Annotated in this window: 21 protein-coding genes; 8 read left to right on the forward strand and 13 right to left on the reverse strand. The window is 73.1% G+C overall.

Annotated elements, in window-relative coordinates:
- Positions 1-23: 23 nt before the first annotated feature.
- On the forward strand, positions 24-1,205 hold the full coding sequence (locus ACH4D3_RS12485) for a Cmx/CmrA family chloramphenicol efflux MFS transporter (protein WP_398320290.1): 1,182 nt from the start codon (positions 24-26) through the stop codon (positions 1,203-1,205).
- A gap of 16 nt (positions 1,206-1,221) precedes the next feature.
- Here the strand turns inward: ACH4D3_RS12485 and ACH4D3_RS12490 are convergent, their stop codons facing one another.
- Positions 1,222-1,506, reverse strand: coding sequence for an MGMT family protein (locus ACH4D3_RS12490; protein WP_398320293.1), 285 nt, complete (start codon positions 1,504-1,506; stop codon positions 1,222-1,224).
- Positions 1,503-2,039, reverse strand: coding sequence for a DUF488 family protein (locus ACH4D3_RS12495; RefSeq protein ID WP_398320296.1), 537 nt, complete (start codon positions 2,037-2,039; stop codon positions 1,503-1,505). The genes ACH4D3_RS12490 and ACH4D3_RS12495 overlap by 4 nt, the downstream gene beginning before the upstream one ends.
- A 307-nt stretch (positions 2,040-2,346) precedes the next feature.
- Between ACH4D3_RS12495 and ACH4D3_RS12500 the strand changes: the two genes are divergently transcribed.
- Together ACH4D3_RS12500 and ACH4D3_RS12505 are read left to right on the forward strand one after the other, a co-directional pair.
- Positions 2,347-3,294: an NADP-dependent oxidoreductase gene (locus ACH4D3_RS12500; RefSeq protein ID WP_398320299.1), complete on the forward strand. Its 948-nt coding sequence runs from the start codon at positions 2,347-2,349 to the stop codon at positions 3,292-3,294.
- A 5-nt stretch (positions 3,295-3,299) separates the two neighbouring features.
- On the forward strand, positions 3,300-3,896 hold the full coding sequence (locus ACH4D3_RS12505; RefSeq protein WP_398320302.1) for an HD domain-containing protein: 597 nt from the start codon (positions 3,300-3,302) through the stop codon (positions 3,894-3,896).
- A gap of 47 nt (positions 3,897-3,943) precedes the next feature.
- On the opposite strand, the gene ACH4D3_RS12510 is transcribed toward ACH4D3_RS12505, so the two are convergent.
- Genes ACH4D3_RS12510 through folE form a run of 4 tightly spaced genes read right to left on the reverse strand, consistent with a single transcriptional unit; the run spans position 3,944 to position 7,478 of the window.
- The gene (locus ACH4D3_RS12510; RefSeq protein ID WP_398320305.1) at positions 3,944-4,687 is read right to left on the reverse strand and encodes a pyrimidine reductase family protein; all 744 of its coding nucleotides are present in this window, start codon (positions 4,685-4,687) and stop codon (positions 3,944-3,946) included.
- A complete protein-coding gene (folP, locus tag ACH4D3_RS12515) occupies positions 4,687-5,562 on the reverse strand; it encodes a dihydropteroate synthase (protein ID WP_398320308.1) in 876 nt (291 codons plus the stop codon). Before folP ends, ACH4D3_RS12510 begins: the two co-directional genes overlap by 1 nt.
- A 38-nt stretch (positions 5,563-5,600) precedes the next feature.
- On the reverse strand, positions 5,601-6,848 hold the full coding sequence (locus ACH4D3_RS12520) for an NAD(P)/FAD-dependent oxidoreductase (RefSeq protein ID WP_398320311.1): 1,248 nt from the start codon (positions 6,846-6,848) through the stop codon (positions 5,601-5,603).
- A gap of 33 nt (positions 6,849-6,881) precedes the next feature.
- A complete protein-coding gene (folE, locus tag ACH4D3_RS12525; RefSeq protein ID WP_398320314.1) occupies positions 6,882-7,478 on the reverse strand; it encodes a GTP cyclohydrolase I FolE in 597 nt (198 codons plus the stop codon).
- Positions 7,479-7,597: 119 nt separating this feature from the next.
- Between folE and ACH4D3_RS12530 the strand changes: the two genes are divergently transcribed.
- The 3 genes from ACH4D3_RS12530 to ACH4D3_RS12540 all read left to right on the forward strand — a co-directional run bounded on the left by ACH4D3_RS12530 (position 7,598) and on the right by ACH4D3_RS12540 (position 9,863).
- The gene (locus tag ACH4D3_RS12530) at positions 7,598-8,263 is read left to right on the forward strand and encodes a helix-turn-helix transcriptional regulator (protein WP_398320317.1); all 666 of its coding nucleotides are present in this window, start codon (positions 7,598-7,600) and stop codon (positions 8,261-8,263) included.
- 139 nt (positions 8,264-8,402) lie between these two features.
- Positions 8,403-9,101 carry a DUF2249 domain-containing protein gene (locus ACH4D3_RS12535; protein ID WP_398320320.1) on the forward strand — a complete coding sequence of 233 codons (699 nt, stop codon included), beginning with the start codon at positions 8,403-8,405 and terminating at the stop codon, positions 9,099-9,101.
- A gap of 51 nt (positions 9,102-9,152) precedes the next feature.
- Entirely contained in the window at positions 9,153-9,863 is a 711-nt protein-coding gene (locus tag ACH4D3_RS12540) for a helix-turn-helix transcriptional regulator (RefSeq protein ID WP_398320323.1), read from the forward strand.
- A gap of 65 nt (positions 9,864-9,928) precedes the next feature.
- Here the strand turns inward: ACH4D3_RS12540 and ACH4D3_RS12545 are convergent, their stop codons facing one another.
- The 4 genes from ACH4D3_RS12545 to ACH4D3_RS12560 form a co-directional block, all read right to left on the reverse strand.
- Positions 9,929-11,644: a SulP family inorganic anion transporter gene (locus ACH4D3_RS12545; protein WP_398320326.1), complete on the reverse strand. Its 1,716-nt coding sequence runs from the start codon at positions 11,642-11,644 to the stop codon at positions 9,929-9,931.
- A gap of 104 nt (positions 11,645-11,748) precedes the next feature.
- Positions 11,749-12,780, reverse strand: coding sequence for an NAD(P)/FAD-dependent oxidoreductase (locus tag ACH4D3_RS12550; protein WP_398320329.1), 1,032 nt, complete (start codon positions 12,778-12,780; stop codon positions 11,749-11,751).
- Positions 12,777-13,292, reverse strand: coding sequence for an isoprenylcysteine carboxyl methyltransferase family protein (locus tag ACH4D3_RS12555; RefSeq protein ID WP_398320332.1), 516 nt, complete (start codon positions 13,290-13,292; stop codon positions 12,777-12,779). The genes ACH4D3_RS12550 and ACH4D3_RS12555 overlap by 4 nt, the downstream gene beginning before the upstream one ends.
- Positions 13,293-13,301: 9 nt before the next feature.
- On the reverse strand, positions 13,302-14,474 hold the full coding sequence (locus ACH4D3_RS12560; RefSeq protein ID WP_398320335.1) for a type III polyketide synthase: 1,173 nt from the start codon (positions 14,472-14,474) through the stop codon (positions 13,302-13,304).
- A gap of 36 nt (positions 14,475-14,510) precedes the next feature.
- Here ACH4D3_RS12560 and ACH4D3_RS12565 point away from each other — a divergent pair, with 36 nt between their 5' ends.
- Together ACH4D3_RS12565 and ACH4D3_RS12570 are read left to right on the forward strand one after the other, a co-directional pair.
- Positions 14,511-15,371: a UbiA family prenyltransferase gene (locus ACH4D3_RS12565; RefSeq protein ID WP_398320337.1), complete on the forward strand. Its 861-nt coding sequence runs from the start codon at positions 14,511-14,513 to the stop codon at positions 15,369-15,371.
- 109 nt (positions 15,372-15,480) lie between these two features.
- Entirely contained in the window at positions 15,481-15,762 is a 282-nt protein-coding gene (locus ACH4D3_RS12570) for a hypothetical protein (protein ID WP_398320340.1), read from the forward strand.
- On the opposite strand, the gene ACH4D3_RS12575 is transcribed toward ACH4D3_RS12570, so the two are convergent.
- The 3 genes from ACH4D3_RS12575 to ACH4D3_RS12585 are packed head-to-tail and all read right to left on the reverse strand — an operon-like array spanning position 15,753 to position 18,675.
- The gene (locus ACH4D3_RS12575) at positions 15,753-16,211 is read right to left on the reverse strand and encodes a MaoC family dehydratase (RefSeq protein ID WP_398320343.1); all 459 of its coding nucleotides are present in this window, start codon (positions 16,209-16,211) and stop codon (positions 15,753-15,755) included. The genes ACH4D3_RS12570 and ACH4D3_RS12575 overlap by 10 nt on opposite strands.
- Positions 16,208-17,776 (reverse strand): long-chain fatty acid--CoA ligase, encoded by a 1,569-nt coding sequence (locus ACH4D3_RS12580; RefSeq protein ID WP_398320346.1) that lies wholly within the window; start codon positions 17,774-17,776, stop codon positions 16,208-16,210. Before ACH4D3_RS12580 ends, ACH4D3_RS12575 begins: the two co-directional genes overlap by 4 nt.
- Before the next feature lie 11 nt (positions 17,777-17,787).
- On the reverse strand, positions 17,788-18,675 hold the full coding sequence (locus ACH4D3_RS12585; RefSeq protein WP_398320349.1) for an amidohydrolase family protein: 888 nt from the start codon (positions 18,673-18,675) through the stop codon (positions 17,788-17,790).

Raw genomic sequence — 18,675 nt, forward strand, 5'->3', positions numbered from 1 at the left:
TCTCCTCGCCTCGGAGCCACTCGATGCCTCTCCCGCTGTACCTGCTCGCCGTGGCCGTTTGCGCCATGGGCACCTCGGAGTTCATGCTCGCCGGCCTAGTACCGGACATCGCCTCGGATCTCGACGTCACCGTCGGGACCGCGGGCACCCTCACCTCGGCCTATGCGACCGGCATGGTCGTCGGCGCTCCCCTTGTGGCGGCGCTGGCCCGCACCTGGTCCAGGCGCGCCGGCCTCCTCGGGTTCATCCTCGCCTTCGCCGCCGCACACGCCGTGGGAGCCGGCACCACGAGCTTCCCCGTCCTGGTGGCCTGCCGGGTGGTGGCCGCGCTCGCGAACGCGGGATTCCTCGCGGTCGCACTGACGACCGCCGCCGCACTGGTCCCCGCCCACAAGAAGGGTCGCGCGCTGGCCGTGCTGCTGTCCGGCACGACGGTGGCCACGATCGCCGGTGTCCCCGGCGGGTCACTCCTGGGCACCTGGCTCGGCTGGCGGGCCACGTTCTGGGCCGTCGCCGTCTTCTGCCTGCCCGCGGCGCTCGGCGTGCTGAAGGGAATCCCCGCGGGACGTGCGACGGCGGCGGCGACCGGTGGGCCGTCGCTGCGAGCCGAGCTCGCCCGGCTCAAGACCCCCCGGCTGCTGCTGGCCATGCTGCTGGGCGCGCTGGTGAACGCGGCGACCTTCGCGAGCTTCACCTTCCTGGCCCCCGTCGTGACCGGGACCGCGGGGCTGGGCGAACTGTGGATCTCCGTCACCCTGGTGCTCTTCGGCGCCGGTTCCTTCGTCGGCGTCACCGTCGCCGGACGGCTGTCCGACCATCGCCCCGCCCAGGTCCTCGCCGTAGGCGGTCCGCTGCTGCTCGCCGGCTGGCCCGCGCTGGCGATGCTGGCCGACCGGCCCCTCGCCCTGCTGATCCTCGTGTTCGTCCAAGGAGCACTGTCGTTCGCGCTGGGCAGCACGCTGATCACGCGGGTCCTCTACGAGGCCGCGGGCGCACCCACCATGGCCGGTTCGTACGCGACCGCCGCCCTCAACGCGGGCGCCGCGGTGGGACCACTCCTCGCCGCGACCACCCTCGGCACCACGACCGGCAACCTCGGGCCGCTGTGGGTGAGCGGGCTCCTGGTCGCCGTCGCGCTGCTCGTCGCGTTGCCCTTCCGCAGGGTGATCACGACCGTCGCACGCGCCGGCGTGCCGTCGGGCTGATCACCGGGCGCGGACGTCACGGCGTCCAGTGGTGGCGGGCACGGGCCATGTCCACGCGCACTTGGCGCATCGGCGTTCCCTCGTCCCGCAGCAGGACCGGCGCCCGCCCGCCGTGGCAGGAGGGCGGCGTCCCGTCCGCGTACACGACACGCCACCAGGGCACGCCCTCGTCGAGCAGGCTCATGGCCCGACCCACCTGCCGCGCACCGGCACCGACCCGTTCACCGACGTCGCCGTAGGAGGCCACGGCACCCGCGGGGATCGAGCACACCGCGTCCCGGACCTCGTCGACGAAGGTCACGGCACCTCCGAGCCGGGCGGCGGGTAGGTGAGGCGGCCGTCGCGGACCCGTGCGTGCTCGTTCAGGACCGCCGGCTTCACGGCCGTCCGCGACATGATGTGCACGACCTCCACCCCGGCGACCAGCAGCGCGTCAGTGATCAGCCGGCGGTGGCACCGCCATGGCACCGCCTCACTGCACATGATCGCGGGCCGCTCGTGCCGCGCCAGCCGGATCAGCTCGTCCAGGCCCTCCGCGAATTCGTCCCCCGCCATGTAGTCGGCGTAGTCGCGGAACGCCTTTACTCGCCACGCACCGTTTTCACTTCGGACCCCCTTGGGCGTGTGCCGCCGACCGCCGAGCCGGGGGAACCAGCGGTACTCGATGTCGGACGGCAGATTCTCCACGACGGCGGACCGGTTCCACTGGGGATGCTTCCTCGACGACGGGTAGGAGCGCACATCGGCCAGGCAGGTGATGTCATGGCTGCGCAGCATGTCCAGCACCTCGTCGAAGGCACGCGTCGAATGCCCGATCGTGTGGACCCGGCTCACCTCGGCCCCTATGCCTTCTTCAGCGCTCCACCCCTGTGCATGGCGACATGGTCGGTCCTGTCGCTCCTGCCCCGGAGTTCCAGCGCACGCGGTTTCCCACGGAAAAGTCGTCCGCCATGCCGTCCAGAATCTCATGTGCGCAGGGTGGCGGCCATCCGGTGAATGGCTCAGTCCGCCGGGGGCGAAGTGGCCCACCCGGGCGGAGTGGCGGGAGCATACGGTCGAGGGAACGGCGCATCGCGTGCCGCGGGACCGCGCGCGGGGCACCGTGTGCGTGACGACCGCCGCTCGACCCCGAGGATCCGCTATGCAAGCCATCTCCGTCCATGACCGTGACGCGGGCGCCGAAGGGCTCGCCCTGACGGAACTGCCCTACCCGCACGCTGCCGAGAACGACGTCGTCGTGTGTGTGCACGCCGCCGGTTTCACCCGCGGGGAGCTCACCTGGCCGGGTACGTGGACCGACCGTGCCGGGCGCGACCGCACACCGAGTGTGCCCGGGCACGAACTGTCGGGCGTGGTCGAGGAACTGGGGTACGGCACCACCGGCCTCACCGTCGGCCAGCGGGTGTTCGGCCTGGCCGACTGGACGCGCAACGGTTCGCTGGCCGAGTACACCGCGGTGGAGGCACGCAACCTGGTCCCGCTTCCCGCCGATGTCGACCACACCGTGGCCGCCGCGCTGCCCGTCTCGGGGCTGACCGCGTGGCAGGGGCTGTTCGACCACGGCCGGCTCGCGACGGGGCAGACGGTCGTGATCCACGGCGCTGCCGGCAGCGTGGGTTCGATCGCGGTCCAACTCGCCCGCGAGGCGGGTGCCCGGGTGATCGGCACCGGTCGTGCCGCCGACCGGGACACCGCTCTCGGCCTGGGCGCCGACGTCTTCCTGGACCTGCAGTCGGACCGGCTGGAGGACGCGGGAGAGGCCGACGTCGTGTTCGACGTCATCGGCGGCGAGATCCTGGAGCGCTCGGCCGCCCTGGTGCGTCCCGGCGGAACCCTCGTCACGATCGCCGAGCCCCCTGTCGTCGGGCCGGAGAACGGGCGGGCGGTCTTCTTCGTCGTCGAATCCGACCGGGTCAGGCTCGCCGACCTCGCGCAGCGGGTGAGGGACGGGCGGCTCAAGGTGTCCGTCGCCCAGGTGCGCCCGCTCGCCGAGGCACCCGCCGCGTTCGCGTCCGGCCCGGGCAGGCACGGCAGGACGATCATCCGCGTCGCGACCGGGGGACCTGACGAGGCGGCGGGCCGGCGGTGACCCGTATGTCGCTCGACGCCCTGCCCGTGCCCGGCAGCGCGGCTTCGGCCGCCGCCCTGGACGTCGCGACCGCCTACCTGCCGCCCGCGCTGCTCAACCACTCGCTGCGCGCCTACGTGTGGGCGGCCGCCCGCGGCACGGCGGACGGCCTCTCGTTCGACCCGGAACTCCTCTACGTCGCAGCCCTCCACCACGACATCGGGCTGGTCCCGGCGTTCGACAGCCACACCGTCGCGTTCGAGGAGGCGAGCGGCCACGTCGCCCGCGTCTTCGCGGCGGGCGCCGGATGGCCGGCGCAGCGCCGCGAGCGCCTGGCGGACGTGATCGTCCGTCATATGGCGCCGCAGGTGGATGCCGCCACGGACCCCGAGGGGCACCTGCTGGCCCGCGCCACCGCGACCGAGATCACCGGCAAGGACGCGGACGACTACCCGCCGCACTTCCGCGACGAGGTGCTGGCACGCTACCCCAGGCTGGACCTCACCGAGCGGTTCCTGGCGTGCTTCGAGGCCCAGGCCGCGCGCAAACCCGGCAGTTCCGCGGGCGGTGCGGTGCGGTCCGGGCTCGCCGACAGGATGGCCGCCAACCCGCTCGGCCCCTGAGCCCGGCTCATGTTCCCCGAACCGGGCTCCTGGGCGGCCGTGCCGGTTCAGCGCACCGGCGTGAGGTAGCGCAGCAGCAGGGTGTCGTCCTCGGCGAGTGCGGTGGCCAGGCGCAGGCCGGTGGGTGGGGTGGGCGGCCCGGTGGCGATCCGGCCGGCCGGGCCCGCGGCCAGCAACGGGGACACGGTCAGCCGGAGTTCGTCGACCAGTCCGGCGGCGGTCAGTGCCCCGAACAGGTGGGGTCCGCCTTCGCAGTCGATGCGCCGCAGCCCTCGCCGGGTGAGTGCGGAGACCGCCGCGGCCAGGTCGACGCCGTCCTCGCCCGCGACGACCACGTCCGCCCCGGCCTCCTGCCAGGCCCGACGCGTCGGCTCGGGTGCCGAAGCGCAGGTGAGGACGATGGTCGGGACGCGCGCCCGGGTGATGACGGGGGCGTCGGCGGGCAGTGTTCTGCCGGTGCTCACGACGGCCGTCGGCGGAACGTCGGCCAGGCCGTGGCGGCGCCGGCGGGCGAGGGTGTGCCGGTCGGGGTGGACGCCGCGGAAGCCCTCGACCATGGCCGTGGTGGCGCCGATCAGCAGGACGTCGGCGAGGTCGCTGCCGAGCTGCAGCACCTTGCGGTCGGGCGGGGTCGACAGGGGCCTGGCCAGGCCGCCGACTTCCACGGCCCCGTCGGCGCTGGCGACGAAGTTGACGGCGAGCCAGCGCTCACGGTCCGGGTACGTGTAGAGGCGTTCCAGTTCGTCGTCGTCGACGGGCCGGGCGTGTTCGGCGGGCCAGATCAGGTGCATCAGGCGATCCAGGTACTCGTACGGGCGGGGGGACGGCTGCCGTTGATGCCCGCGGCCATTTCGACGACGTGCCGGGTGGGCAGGACCTGGTGGGCCCGGAAGACGGCGGCGCCGTCCCTGGCGGCGATGGCGGTCGCCGCGAGGGTGCCGGCCAGCCGGTCCCCCAGTTCCACATCCAGCATCTCGCCCACGAACGTCTTGTTGGACAGGGCCATCAGGACCGGCCACCCGGTCCGGGTGAACTCGGGGAGGCTGCGGAGCAGGAGGAGGTGGTCGGCGGTGTTCTTGCCGTAGCCGGTGGCGTCGATCAGGATGCCGCCGCGGGGCACCCCGGCGGCTTCGGCCCGCTCCGCCAGCTCGACGACGGAGGTGCGGACGGCGGCCACCACGTCGGGGTAGTCGGGCCGGTAGGGTTCGGCGCGGGGAGTGCGGCCGCCGGTGTGCGTGCACACGTAGCCGGCCCCGTGGTCGGCGGCCACCTCGATGAGTTTCGGGTCGGCGGCGGCCCAGGCGTCGTTGAGGATGTCCGCTCCGGCCCGGCAGGCGGCGTCGCCGACTTCGTGGCGCCAGGTGTCGATGCTGATCAGCAGGTCCGGGTAGCGGTCGCGGGCCCATTCCACCAGCGGAACGACGCGGGAGACTTCCTCGGCGGCCGTGACCTCCTCTCCCGGACTGGCCGCGACTCCGCCGAGGTCGATCATGTCGGCGCCCTCGGCGACGGCCCGGGCGATGGCGGATTGCGCCGCCTCGGCGGCGAAGGTGGCACCCCGGTCGTAGAAGGAGTCCGGTGTGCGATTGACGATCGCCATCACCAGGGGGCGGTCGCCGACTATGCGGCGGCCGCGGAACTCCAGGTCGACTGCTGTGGTGGTCATGGTGTGCGGGGCTCCTGTCGTCGGCCGGTCGAGGGCGCTCATCGCCGGGGCGATGCGTCGCCGGTGGCGAGTGTGTCGAGCTCTGCCTCGGTGAGCTGCTGGGCGGAGACCCGTGCACGGGTACCGACCAGGGCGGCGAGTGCGTCGCCATGGTCCCAGGAGTTGACGTTGAGGGCGGCGGAGATCCGCCCGTCGCGCAGCCAGAAGGCGAGGAACTCGCGGGTGGCCGGGTCGCCGCGCAGGACCAGTTCGTCGCGGGCGGGGTCGGCGAGGCCGCGGTACTCGCAGCCGAGGTCGTACTGGTCGGAGAAGAAGTACGGGTCGGCGCCGTACGCGTCGTGGCCGCCGAGGAGGTTGCCCGCCACGTGGGCGCCCTGCTCCTTGGCGTTGGACCAGTGCTCGACGCGTACGCGTCCCTCGTGGCGCGGGTGGTCGTGGGCGGCGATGTCGCCGGCCGCGTAGACGTCGGGGGCGGAGGTGCGCAGTGCGGCGTCGGTGGCGACCGCCCCCGCCGCGAGGTCCAGACCGGCGGCCTCGGCGAGTTCGGTGCGGGGCAGCGCGCCGACCCCGACGACCACCACGTCGGCGGGCAGTTCGCTGCCGTCGTCCAGCAGTACCGTCCGGCCGTCGGGGCGGACCGCGGTGCCGGTCGCCCCGACGCCCAGGCGCAGGGCGACGCCGTGGTCGGCGTGCAGGTCGCGGAAGACCGCTCCGACCTGGTCGCCGAGGGCGTGCCGCAGCGGCAGCGGCACGGGGTCGACCATGGTCACCCGTGCGCCGTGGGCGCGGGCCGCCGAAGCGACCTCGCAGCCGATCCAGCCGGCACCGACGATCACCACGCGGGCTCCGTCGGTCAGCTTCTCGCGCAGGGCCAGGGCGTCGTCGAGGGTGCGCAGCGTGTACACGCCGGGGCCCTCGAAGCCCTTCGGGACTCGGGGGCGCGACCCGGTGGCCAGCAGGAGCCGGTCGTACGCGTGCGTCTCGCCGTCGGCGCCGACGATCACGTGCTCGGCCGGCTTCAGCGCGGCGACGGTGGTCTCCCGGCGCAGGGTGATGTCGTGGTCGCCGTAGTAGCCGGCTCCGCGGACCCAGTCCGGCTCGTCCCGCTCGCCCAGCAGAACGCCCTTGGACAGCGGCGGGAGTTCGTACGGGTCGTGGGACTGCTCTCCGAACACGGTGATGTCTCCGTCGAATCCCTGTTCGCGCAGGGCGACGGCGGCCGACGCGCCGGCCAGGCCGGCGCCCACGATCAGGATCCGCCGGGGCGGGTGCTGCGGTGTGCTCATGACTGCCTCCCAATGGCCTGGTGCGTTGTCGTGCTACCGCTGGATGCCGGTGAGGGCGAGGAACTCCTGCCGGGACGCCGCGTCCTCGCGCAGCGTTCCGAGCAGGGTGGAGGTGACGGTTCTCGATCCGGTGGCCCGCACTCCGCGCAGGGTCATGCAGGTGTGTTCGGCTTCGACGACGACCCCGACTCCCCGGGGCCGCAACTGCTCGGCGAGGTGGTCGGCGACCTGCTTGGTCAGCCGTTCCTGCACCTGGGGCCGACAGGCGTAGTGCTCCACCACCCGGGCCAGCTTCGACAGCCCGAGGATCCGGGCGCCGGGCAGATAGCCGACGTGTGCCACCCCCACGAAGGGCAGCATGTGGTGCTGGCACACCGAACGCAGGGGAATGTCGCGGGCCAGGACGAGTTCGTCGTAGCCCTCGTCGTTGGGGAACGTGGTCATCCGGAAGGGGCGCGCGTTGAGCAGTTCGGCGTAGCCGCGGGCCATCCGGCCGGGTGTGTCCCGTGCTCCCTCGCTGTCCACCACGACCCCGAGCGCCTGAAGGAACTCCCGGGCGGCACGCTCGGCGGCCGCCAGGTCGGGCCCGGTGACGTCCTCGATCACCTGCAGTGCGGCTGTGGCGGTCATATCTACGGACCCTCCTGTGACATGTGCACGGCCCCTGTGTATCGACAAGTTCTGTTGTTTTTACAGGCTGGCCATGTGGTCCAAGGTTTGTCAAATCTCATTGGTGTTACATTGGGAATGTGGGTACGAACGAGGACCGTGACAGGGATGCCATCAGCGGACTGAGCAGCCTGGACGATCCGGTGCGGCGTCGGCTGTACGACTACGTGCGGACCTGCGACGAGGCCGTCAGCAGGGAGGACGCCGCGAAGGCGGCCGGGATCAGCCGCACGCTGGCGGCCTATCACCTGGACAAGCTGGCCGAGGCGGGCCTGCTGACCGTGGGCTACGCGCGGGCGGCCGGGCGCGGTGGTCCGGGAGCGGGCCGCCCCGCCAAGCGCTACACGCGAACGGACCAGGAGCTGTCGGTCAGCGTGCCGCCCCGCGACTACGGTCTGCTGGCCGGGGTGCTGGCCGAGGCCGTCGCCGCGGACGGCTCCGGGGCGGTCCGGGAGGCCGTGGCCGCAGCCGCGCACGCGGCGGGCAGATCGGCCGGTGGCGAGGACCTGACGGCGGCGCTGCGCGACTGCGGCTATGAGCCCGCGACGACCGCCGGGGGAAGCATCGACCTGCGCAACTGCCCCTTCCACCGGCTCGCTCGCGAGCACACGGAACTGGTGTGCTGGCTGAACCTGCACCTGGTGCGGGGCGTGCTCGAAGCCGGCGGACAACAGCCCGGCCGTGCGGTGCTCGCACCCCGCCCCGGCCGCTGCTGCGTGGTCGTCGACCCGCCCGAGCAGCCCTGACGAAGCGCTGACGCTGCCCTTTCTCCTCCCTTCTCGCTTCTGGCTTCTGGTCCAGCAATTTTTACGACAGTGCATGTAATAATTGGCGGCGGTATCCGCGGGGGCAGACCGCCCCGGCCGGGACGAAGAGGGATCACGCATGGCACCCGCTGCAGACGTGTACATCCAGGCGACCGACACCGACCCGGACCTCCGGGCACAGGCCGTCATCGAGGAAGCCCACCGGAAGGTCCTGGAACGGCTGGGCGCGCTCACCGGGGCCGGGGCCGCCGCGGAGCCCGCCGCCGCGTTCGCCGGACAGCTGCGCGTTCTCGTGGCCGCCACCGACCGGACGCTGTACGCCGCCGCCTCCGGCGCTGCCGAGACGCGGCTCCTGGTCCGGGCGCTGCGTGCCGCGGCCGACGCGATCGGCCGGCACGCCGACTCCCTGACCGCAGCCACCGACGAGGGCGAACGTTCCGGCACGGCCCGCGTCCTCGAAGGGATGCTCACCGTGCACGCCGGCATCGAGCGTGCCGTGCTGCTGCCCGCTCTGGCGTCCCTGCCCGGAGTCGACCTGTCCGCCCTCGTCGGCGACTTCACCACCGTCCTGGCGGGCGGCCGACTGGAGGACCCGGCGGTCGTCGACGTGCGCGAGATCCCGCACGGCCAACGTCACCCGCGCATCTTCACCCGCTTCGCCCGTCTGGCGGCCGAAGAGAGCTTCGTCCTGGTCAACAACCACGACCCCAAGCCGCTGCGCCGCGAGTTCGAGGCCACCCACCCCGGCCGCTTCACCTGGGAGTACGTCGAGTCCGGGCCCGAGCGGTGGCAGGTGCGCATCACCCGGGTGGCATAGACGGCGGCCCTTTCCTCGTTTCTACGATGAGGGCCGGGTAAAATCCACGAAATGAGCGAACGGACGCTGCACGACCCGCCGGGCCCTCCCGCCGTGGGGGAGAGCCGCGCCCAGGTGCTCGACGTACTGCGCGCCGCACACGACGCGGTCGGTGTACGGGAGATCGCCGAGCGGACGGGACTGCACTCCAACACCGCGCGCTTCCACCTCGACACCCTGGTCAAGGAGGGGTTCGCCGAGCGCACCACCGAGGGAAGCGGCCGCCCCGGCAGACCCCGCGTCGTCTACCGCCCCGCCGCCTCCTCCGCGGAACCGACCGGCCCCCGCAGCTATCGGCTGCTCGCCCGGATGCTCACCGGCCTCATCACCGAAGCCCTGTCCCAACCGGCGCAGGCCGCCGTCGGCGCCGGGGAGGCGTGGGGCCGCTACCTCGTCGACACCCCCTCGCCCGCCCGGCGCATCGACGCCGAGGAGGCCGTCCGGCGGCTGACCCGGGTGCTCACGGACGTCGGCTTCGCCCCCGGCCCCGTCGAACACCGTCCGGATCCGGTCGTCCCGCTGCGCCACTGCCCCTTCCTGGAGGTCGCCGTGGAACACCGCGACACGGTGTGCTCCCTGCACCTGGGCCTCATGCGCGGCGCCCTGAAGGAAGTGCGCGCCCCGTTCGGCGTCGACCGGCTCGACCCCTTCGTCGAGCCGTCGCTGTGCCTGGCCCATCTCTCACCCGCGGACGAGCACCGGACGCCGGACCGCGCCGCCTGAGTGCCCACGATCCGATCCGACGCGTCCTCGACGTCGTGGCGCCGGCCGTTCCCGGCCCGCGCCCGTCACACCGCTTGTTCCGTCTCCGTGGCAACGGCCCCGGGCGCCTGGGCGGGTCGCGGCAGCAACAGCCCGGCGCCCTCCAGATACGTACGCGCACCCCGGATCGCCTCCGGCGTGGAGGCGTACTCGCGCCCCGCCGGGCGGAGGAGATCCAGCGCGCCGACCGATTCGAGCACGCGGCGCTGGCCGGGACGGATGCCGGAGGCCATGACGACGATGCCGCGCCGGTTCAGCTTTTCCACGACGTCCTTCAGGACCAGGGCGCCGGTGGCGTCGACGGTGGTCACCCTCGACATGCGCAGGATGACCACCTGGACGTCGGAGGCCTCGGCCAGCTCCAGCAGGAAGCGGTGGGCCGCGGCGAAGAAGAGGGGCCCGTCGATGCGGTAGGCCACGATGTGCTCGGCGAGCAGGGCGTGCTCCTCGGCACTGTGGTCCCCGTGGTCGAGCGGCACCTGATCCAGACGGGCCTGCTTGGCGACCGCCCGCAGCGCCAGCGCTCCCGCGACCACGAGGCCGATGACCACCGCGTAGACGAGGTCCAGCGCGAGCGTGGCCACGGCGGTGAGCACCAGGATCAGCGCGTCCGAGCGGGTGGCCCGGGCCATGGCCCGGAGCGAGCCGACCTCGACCATGCGGACCGCGGTGGCCAGCAGGACCCCGGCGAGCGCGGCGAGCGGAATCCGGGACACGAGGGGCGCCAGGGTGAAGACGATCACCGCCAGAACGACGGCGTGGGTGAACGACGAGAGCCGGGAGCTCGCGCCCGTACGCACGTTGACGGCGGTGCGGGCGATGGCTCCGGTCGCGGGAACTCCGCCGAACAGGGGGGCGGCGATGTTCGCCAGCCCCTGCCCGAACAACTCGCGGTCGGGGTCGTGCCGCTGGCCGACCGTCATGCCGTCGGCGACGGAGGCCGACAGCAGCGACTCCAGGGCGGCCAGCGCCGCCACCGCCACCGCGGGAGTGAGCAGCGAACCCAGTGCGGACAGGTCCAGGAAGGACAGTGAGGGCGCCGGCAGACCGGACGGGAGGTCGCCGATCGGCCGGGCGCCGTCCAGACCGGCGAACTGGGCGACCGCCGTGGCGGCGATCACCGCGAGGATCGAGAAGGGGACCTTCGGCCACCGGCGGGCACCGAGCAGCATGACGACGGCGACCGAGAGGGCGAGCGCGACCGCGGTCCAGTTCGGGTGCTGCGCGAACTCCCGCAGGGCGCGCCAGGCGACGACCAGCACCCGCTCGCCCTCCGGCTTGGCCACGCCCAGCGCGTCCGGAACCTGTTGCAGGGCGATCACGCAGGCGATGCCGAGGGTGAACCCCTCCACCACCGGCGCGGGCACGTACCGCATGTACTTGCCGGCCCGGAGCGCCGCCAGCGCGACGAGCAGCACGCCCGCCATCAGCCCCACGGCGAGAACCCCGGACGGCCCGTGCTCGGCCACGATGGGCACCAGGACCACCGTCATGGCGCCCGTCGGCCCGGAGACCTGGAGGTTCGAACCGCCGAACACGGCGGCCACGGCGCCCGCGACCACCGCGGTCGCCAGCCCCGCCTCGGCGCCGAGTCCGGAGGAGACCCCGAAGCCCAGCGCGAGTGGCAGTGCCACGATCGCCACCGTCAGCCCGGCCAGCAGATCCCTGCGCGGGCTTCGGCGCAGCTGCGCCACATCGGTACGCCTGGGCAGCAGCTCCCAGAGCCGAGCGCCTGCCGACACGAACGCCTCCCTCGTCGGGGCCCGCGACTATCAGCGGGCCCAGCCAATGAAGGATCTAATGAATTGCAAAGTTTCGCAATTCTGCATGTCGGGGCCGGGGCGGCTCAGGCCAGCGCGTTCACCGCGGCCGAGAACACGCGGGGCAGACGAGCGGCGGTGGGCATGATGCGGGGGGCGAGCGCCGGCTGCAGGCGGGCTCGCAGCAGGAGTTCGGTCAGCAGCCGGTGCCTGCGGGTCGCCCTGCGCCAGTCCGCCTCGTAGCGGTCGGGTGTGCCCCGGCGCAGGTTGGCGACCAGGGCCTCGGCGCCGACGAGGGCGAGGGCGACGCCCTCACCGGTCAGGGCGTCGACGTATCCGGCGGCGTCCCCGACGAACAGGATTTTGCCGTGGGCCCGGGTGCGGGCCCGCTGCCGCAGGGGCCCGGCGCCCCGCACCGAGGTGACCGCCCGGTCCGGCGGCAGCCGGGCCGCCAGACCGGGAAAGCCCTCCAGGTGGGTGCTGAAGGAGGCGCGCCGGGTGGTCAGCACGGCGATGCCGACGAGCCGCGGGCCGATCGGGGTGACGTACGCCTCCGCGTCGCTGCCCCAGTGCACTTCGACGTACGGCGACCAGGGCGCCACCGCGTAGTGCCGGCGCAGCCCGTAGCGGGGTGCGCCACGGGTGGGCACCTCCAGGCCGAGGGAACGGCGCACACGGGAGTGCAAGCCGTCCGCCGCGACCAGCCACCGGGAGCGCAGCCCCGCGCCGGGCACGCTCACGCCCGCACGGTCCTGCCGCACCTCTTCCACGCGCAGCGGCAGCACCGGCACCCCGGCCGCCAGCACGGCACGGTGCAGCACGCCGTGCAGGTCGGTGCGGCGCACGCCCATGCCGGGGCCGTGGCGGAACGCGGCCTGGACCCCGCGGGCACCCTGGACGTAACGGATGCCGCTGACGGGGACGCCGGGGACCGTCAGGCCGAGCGCGGCGAGCGAGCGGACCGCGCCGGGCATCAGCCCTTCGCCGCAGGCCTTGTCGACCGGCGCCGGGCGGGGCTCGACGACGACCGTGTCGAGACCGGCGCGCGCCGCGTGCAGGGCGGTGGCGAGACCGGCGGGTCCGCCCCCGACGATCACCAGGTCGTGGCGGGTGCTCACGCGGGCGCTGCTTGGGCGAGGGCCGTGTTCTCACAGCGCAGGCGGACGGTGAGCAGCATCGCGTTGCCAGCGGTGAAAGCGGCCGCGGTCAGCCACGCCGAGTGCACCAGGGGCAGGGCGGCCACCTCCACCACGACCGCGACGTAGTTGGGATGCCGCAGGAAGCGGTAGGGTCCGGCGCCGACCAGGCGCGCTCCCGGAACGACGATCACCCGGGTGTTCCAGTAGGGCCCGAGCGTCGCGATGCACCACCAGCGCAGGGCCTGCGCCAGGAGCGCGAGGGCCAGCATGGGCCAGCCCAGGGCGGGCAGGAACGGGCGGTCGGCGAGCAGGGGTTCGAGCAGACAGCACGCGAGCAGCCCGGTGTGCAGGGCGACCATCACGGGATAGTGGCCGCGGCCGTGCTCGACTCCGGCGCGGCCGAGCGTCCACGCCGCGTTGCGGCGGGCGACGACGAGTTCGGCCACGCGTTCGGCGGCGACGGCGAGGACGAGCAGCGCGTACCACGGCATGAGAGCACCTCACCAGCGCAGCAGGACGAGTTCGGAGCAGAACCCGGGGCCCATCGCCAGGAGCAGGCCCCAGCTGCCGGGCTCCGGTGCACGACGTGCCCGGATGTCCTCCAGGATGTGCAGCACGGACACGGACGACATGTTCCCCACCGCCGCGAGGGAGCGCCGCGAGCAGTCCAGGGCGTCCTCGGACAGGCCGAGTGTCTCGCTCACCGCCGCCATGATCCGCGGGCCCCCGGGGTGGCAGATCCAGGTTCCGATGTCGTCGACGGTCAGCTCGTGCTCGGCCAGGAACGCGCGCAGATGCCGGCCGAAGTGGCCCCGGACGATGTCGGGGACACCGGCGTCGATCACGACGCGGAAGCCGGCGGCGCCGATCTCCCATCCGAGCAGCCGCTCGGTACCCGGGTACAGGTGACTGCGCGTGGCGACCACGCGGGGACCGGCCGCGGGTGCGACCGTGCTGCTGCTGCCGTCGGTGTCGCCGCCGCGGGCGACGAGTGCGGCGGCGCCGTCGCCGAAGAGCGCCCCGGCGACGAGGTTGGCGCGCGAGGAGTCACCGCGCTGGAGCGTGAGCGAGCACAGCTCCACGGTGAGCAGTACCGCGGTGTCGTCGGGGTGCCCGCGGAGGTGGTCGTGCACCCGGGCGAGACCGGCGGCGCCCGCGACGCAGCCGAGCCCGAACAGCGGAAGCCGCTTGACGTCGGGCCGCAGCCCCATGCGCCCGGCCAGCCGGGCGTCGAGCGACGGCGCGGCCACGCCGGTGATCGAGGCGAACACCAGCAGGTCGACGTCGGCCGGTGCCAGCCCCGCCTCGCGCAGCGCACCCGAAAGGGCCTCCTCGCCCAGTTCGAGACCCGTCTCCAGCCACGTGTCGTTGCTGCGCCCGAAGTCACCGAGCCGGGCGTACCGCTCGATCGGCAGGGCGAGGTGACGCGTACGCACCCCCGCGGACGCGTGCACACGGTGCAGCAGGGCGCGGTCCGCCCCGGAGGGCAGGCACAGGTCGCCGATGGGCCCGGTGAGCTCGTGCTGGGCGTACCGGTGCCGGGGCATCGCGCACCGCACGGCGGCGATGCGGGGACCCGCCGCGGGCGGTGGCGTCGGGCGCCGCGCGGGGGAAGCGGAAGCGGACGGGGAGGGAGCATGCTCGACGAGCACGGGGACACGCATGTCGTTCATGCCTTCCTCGGCCGCCGGTCCCACTACCGTGCGTACGTGTCACTCCACCCGTCCGGGGTTCTCCCGCGCTCGTCCGGCAGAGTCGTGGCACTGCTGCGCGCCTGCCATCCGGAACCGACCATCGCCGTCACCGTCCTCGCGACGGTCCTGGCGGTCGGAGCCGGCCGCGGGCCGGCCGGGTCGGTGGCCGTGGCCCTCGCCGTACTGGCCGGCCAGCTCTCGGTCGGCTGGTGCAACGACGCGGTCGACGCACGGCGGGACTCCGCCTGCCGACGCGGTGACAAGCCGGTGGGTACCGGGGAGCTTCCGTGTGCCGCCGCTGCCGCGGCGGCGGGCACCGCCCTGGCCCTGTGCGTACCTCTGTCGCTGGTCTGCGGGCTCGCCGCGGGAGCGGTCCACCTGGTGGGGGTGGCCGCCGGCTGGGCGTACAACCTGCGGCTGAAGCGGACGGTCCTCTCGCCACTGCCGTACGCGGTGGGCTTCGCCTCCCTGCCGGCCTTCGTCACCCTCGGTCCGCCCCTGTCTGCCTGGCCCGCATGGTGGGCCGCGACCGCCGGGGCCCTGCTGGGCGTGGGTGCCCACCTGGCGAACGTGCTTCCGGACATCGAGGACGACCTGGCCACGGGGGTGCGCGGGCTGCCACAGCGGCTGCACCGCTCGGCCTGCCGCAGGCTGGCGCCGGTCGTGATGTCGGCCGCCGTGGGAGTGCTCGCCGTGGGACCGCCCGGCGCGAGCGGAGTGATGGACCGGGTGCTGACGGGGGCAGCCGTGGTCGCCGCCGTGGCGGGCACGGCCGTGCGGTGGGGAACCTGCAGCAGGTGGCCGTTCCGCACGGCCATCGTGGTGGCCGGCATCGCGGTGGCGCAACTGCTGCTGCACGCTTCCGACATGAGCTGAGCGCGGGCTCCGAACCCGGACCGGCGCTCCAGAACGGGCCGGCGGCACCGTGCGCGGTCGGCCGCACTCCGAACAGACGCGGTGCGTTGGTCGGTTCGCGGGTCCTGGGGTGCACTGGGTCCGACAGCCGGGTGTTCGTACGGAGACCCGCAACGCCGCGGACGCGCCGGACACCGACGTCGTACCGGCCGCGACCTCGTCGGGCGCCCCCGCGGTCGACGTCAAGGACGGCACCTACGGCAAGTCGCTCGTCGACGAGAAGGGCCGGACCCTCTACCTCTTCGGTTCGTCGTCGACCTCGACGGCGACAAGATCACCACCAAGCCCAAGGCCGGCGACGGCGGCTACTGACCGCCCTGTCCGGTACGGCCAGAAGGCTGCTCAGGCGTAGTGCCGGTACACCGCCCGTGCCACGCAGGCCGGCTTCTCGCTGCCCGCCACCTCCACGGTGAAGGTCAGCGCCATCTGCACCCCGTTGCCCTTGACCGCGTCGACCGAGTCGACCGCACCGTGCAGGCGGATCTTCGCTCCGACCGGAACGGGGCTCGGGAAGCGCACCTTCTCCAGGCCGTAGTTGACGCTCATGGAGATGCCGGAGATCTCCAGCAGGTCGCCGAACATCGGGATGATCAGGGACAGGGTGAGGTAGCCGTGGGCGATGGGGCCGCCGAAGGGGCCGTGCTGGGCCTTCTCCGGGTCGGTGTGGATCCACTGGTGGTCGTCGGTGGCGTCGGCGAAGGTGTTCACGCGATCCTGCGTGATCTCGAGCCAGTCGGTACGGCCGAGGTCGCGGCCGGCGAGGGAGACGAGGCCTTCGAGGCCCTGGGCGGTGGTGGTCACGGGGTGCTGCCTTTCCACGGGGTCCGGTTGGTGGGTTCGAGGGAGGGGGCCGGATGAGCCTCGCGCACGGCCGATTTGATGATCTTGCCGGAGGCCGTCCGGGGCAGTTCCCCGGCGAAGGCGACGGTCTTCGGGATCTTGTACTTGGCCAGCCGGCCCCGCAGGTGGGCGAGGATCCCGGGCCCGTCGGCGAGGCGGCCGGCCTCCAGGACGACGACGGCGTGACCGACCTCGCCCCAGACCTCGTCCGGCACGCCGACGACGGCGCACTCGCGCACCGCCGGGTGACCCATCAGGGCATCCTCCACTTCGGCCGGGTACACGTTCTCCCCGCCGGAGACGAACATGTCCTTGACCCGGTCGACGATGTAGGCGTAGCCGTCCTCGTCCGTGCGGGCGACGTCGCCCGTGCGCAGCCATCCGTCGTCGGTGAAGGCCGCCGCGGTGTCCTCGGGGCGGCCCCAGTAGCCGGACATCACGTGGGGTCCCTGGACGAGGACCTCGCCGCGCTGCCCGGGCCCTGCGGGACTGCCGTCGGCGAGGGCCACCCGGGTGTCGGTGAAGAAGTGCGGGACGCCCGCCGAACCCGCCTTGGCCGAGGTCTGTTCCCGGTCCAGGAAGAGCACGCCGGGGGATGCCTCGGTCATGCCGTATCCCTGGCTGAAGGCCAGTCCGCGGGCGAGGTACCGCTCGATGGTGCGTGCCGGGACGGGTGACCCGCCGCAGGTCACGGTGCGCAGGCTGGACAGGTCGGTCGTCCGCCAGCGCGGATGGGCGGCCATCGCGTCGTACATCGTGGGCACGCCGAACATGTACGTCACGCGCCTGCGCTCGACGACGTCCAGCACCGTCCCCGGGTCGAAGGCCTCCAGCAGTACGACCCGGCCCCCCTTGAGCAGGGTCGGCAGGCAGGTCATGTTGAGCCCGGCGGTGTGGAACAGGGGGGCGACGACCAGGGTGACCTCGTCACCGGTCAGGTCGGTGTCGACGAGGACGTTGACGCTGTTCCAGGTGATGTTGGCGTGCGAGAGCACCGCGCCCTTGGGGCGGCCCGTCGTCCCGGAGGTGTACATGATGAGGCAGGGATCGTCCGGGGCGACCGGCTCGTCCAGCGGACCGACGTCACTGCCCGCCAGCAGGTCCTCGTAGCCGCGGGCCTCACCGTCCGGTGCGCCGAGGGTGATGCGGTGCCGGACTCCGCCGTCCGCGGCGGCCGAGGCGGCCGCGGCGGCCTGCGCGGCGCCGTGGACCAGCACCGTACTGCCCGAGTCCCGGAGACCGTACGCCAGCTCCGTTGCCGTGAGGCGGATGTTGAGCGGCACGAACACGGCACCGAGGGCACCCGCCGCGAACAGGGTCTCCAGGAAGGCCGGGTGGTTGGGGCCCAGGTGGGCGACCCGGTCGCCGCGGGCGACGCCGAGGTCGCGCAGCCCGTGCGCCAGACGCAGGATCCGTTCGTGCAGCAGCCGGTAGGTGATCTCGGTGCCCCCGTGGACCAGGGCCGTGCGCCGGGGGGTCTTGCGTGCCCGGCGGGCGGGCCAGGAGCCGATGCCTTGGTTCAGCACGGTGTCCTCCCTCAGTCCTTGACCAGGCCGAGCAGGCGGGCGGCGTTGTCCTTGAGGATCCTGGGCCGGACCTCGGGCTTGATGTCGAGCTTCTCGAAGTCGGCGAGCCAGCGGTCCGGGGTGATGACCGGGTAGTCGGAGCCGAACAGCACCTTGTCCTTGAGCAGCGTGTTGGCGTACCGCACCAGCTGCGGAGGGAAGTACTTCGGTGACCAGCCCGACAGGTCGATGTGGACGTAGGGCTTGTGCGTGGCGACGGCCAGCGCCTCGTCCTGCCAGGGGAAGGACGGGTGAGCCAGGATGATCCGCAGTTCCGGGAAGTCCACGGCCACGTCGTCGACGAGCATGGGGTCGGAGTACTTCAGCCGGATGCCGCCGCCCCCGGGCACTCCGGCGCCGATCCCGGTCTGCCCGGTGTGGAACAGGGCGGGCACACCGAGTTCCTCGATGACCTCGTAGAGCGGGTACGCCATCCGGTCGTTCGGGGCGAACGCCTGGATGCTGGGGTGGAACTTGAAGCCGCGTACCCCGTACCGCTCGACCAGGCGGCGTGCCTCCCGTACGCCCGCGCGGCCCTTGTGCGGGTCGACACTGGCGAACGGGACGAGCACGTCGCAGTGGGCGGCGCAGCTCTCGGCGACCTCCTCGTTGGCGATGCGCGGATGACCGGTGGCGTGTTCGGCGTCCACGGTGAACACCACGGCGGCCATGTGCCGTTCCCGGTAGTGGGCGGCCATCTCGTCGATGGTCGGCTGCCGGTGGCCGTGCGCCTTGAAGTACTCCTCGGAGGCCCCGAAGAGCTCGGGACTCAGGGCGCCGTGACCGGCACGGGAGATCTCCGCGTGGGTGTGGACGTCGATGGCGGTCAGGGCGTCGACATCGATGACCGGATCGCTCAT

It is taken from the genome of Streptomyces sp. NPDC018026 (genome assembly GCF_044327745.1).
In the GTDB taxonomy this organism is placed as follows: Bacteria; Actinomycetota; Actinomycetes; order Streptomycetales; family Streptomycetaceae; genus Streptomyces; species Streptomyces rubrogriseus.

Excerpts from the sequence above, each read along its gene's own strand:
- ACH4D3_RS12485 (WP_398320290.1), top strand. The coding sequence starts at position 24 with ATGCCTCTCCCGCTGTACCTGCTCGCCGTGGCCGTTTGCGCCATGGGC.
- ACH4D3_RS12500 (WP_398320299.1), top strand. The coding sequence starts at position 2,347 with ATGCAAGCCATCTCCGTCCATGACCGTGACGCGGGCGCCGAAGGGCTC.
- ACH4D3_RS12505 (WP_398320302.1), top strand. The coding sequence starts at position 3,300 with ATGTCGCTCGACGCCCTGCCCGTGCCCGGCAGCGCGGCTTCGGCCGCC.
- ACH4D3_RS12510 (WP_398320305.1), bottom strand. The coding sequence starts at position 4,687 with ATGCACCTGATCTGGCCCGCCGAACACGCCCGGCCCGTCGACGACGAC.
- folP (WP_398320308.1), bottom strand. The coding sequence starts at position 5,562 with ATGACCACCACAGCAGTCGACCTGGAGTTCCGCGGCCGCCGCATAGTC.
- ACH4D3_RS12520 (WP_398320311.1), bottom strand. The coding sequence starts at position 6,848 with ATGAGCACACCGCAGCACCCGCCCCGGCGGATCCTGATCGTGGGCGCC.
- folE (WP_398320314.1), bottom strand. The coding sequence starts at position 7,478 with ATGACCGCCACAGCCGCACTGCAGGTGATCGAGGACGTCACCGGGCCC.
- ACH4D3_RS12535 (WP_398320320.1), top strand. The coding sequence starts at position 8,403 with ATGGCACCCGCTGCAGACGTGTACATCCAGGCGACCGACACCGACCCG.
- ACH4D3_RS12540 (WP_398320323.1), top strand. The coding sequence starts at position 9,153 with ATGAGCGAACGGACGCTGCACGACCCGCCGGGCCCTCCCGCCGTGGGG.
- ACH4D3_RS12555 (WP_398320332.1), bottom strand. The coding sequence starts at position 13,292 with ATGCCGTGGTACGCGCTGCTCGTCCTCGCCGTCGCCGCCGAACGCGTG.
- ACH4D3_RS12560 (WP_398320335.1), bottom strand. The coding sequence starts at position 14,474 with ATGAACGACATGCGTGTCCCCGTGCTCGTCGAGCATGCTCCCTCCCCG.
- ACH4D3_RS12585 (WP_398320349.1), bottom strand. The coding sequence starts at position 18,675 with ATGAGCGATCCGGTCATCGATGTCGACGCCCTGACCGCCATCGACGTC.